We start from the raw sequence: 594 nt of genomic DNA on the forward strand, positions 1-594 counted from the left end.
GTTTTACTTGCGTCTGAAGGCTGGAGTCAAACGATGATTTCTTAAGCGCTTCGTATTCATGAATCGACCGTTGCTCGTCATCTCAGTGACTATGTCCTCTCTGAAAAACTTAAGCCTGAAAATGGTGGTAGCCAGAGCCGACTTTCTGCTGAGCAAACCATGCAGCTTATCGAACATTTATCCGAGAAGACGTACTTTCATACCCATCAAATAGTCGCTTATGTGAAAGCCGAGTTTGGTATTCGCTATACCGTTGCAGGCATGAACAAATGGCTACATCATCACGGCTTTTCATATAAGAAGCCGAAAGGTGTACCGCACAAGTTTAATCCAGAGATGCAGCAAGCCTTTATCGAATACTACAACGAGACGCTAAGAAACAGCGAAGACCCTGTGTTATTTATGGATGCCGTTCATCCTACGCAGTCAACAAAACTCAGTTATGGCTGGATACGTAAAGGCCAAGACAAAGTGATTGAGACAACAGGCAGTCGAACTCGTCTTAATATTATCGGTGCGTTACCGCTTCAAAATATTGGCGCAACGGTGACGGACACGTATGACACGATAAACAGCGAGAGCATTGTTCGCTTC

At 44.6% G+C, this 594-nt stretch carries 1 pseudogene; it reads left to right on the top strand.

From position 1 onward, the window contains the following. A pseudogene (locus R7P74_RS27875) lies at positions 1-594 on the top strand (IS630 family transposase); the annotation flags it as partial.

The sequence above is a fragment of the Vibrio sp. 2033 genome, assembly GCF_033339735.1.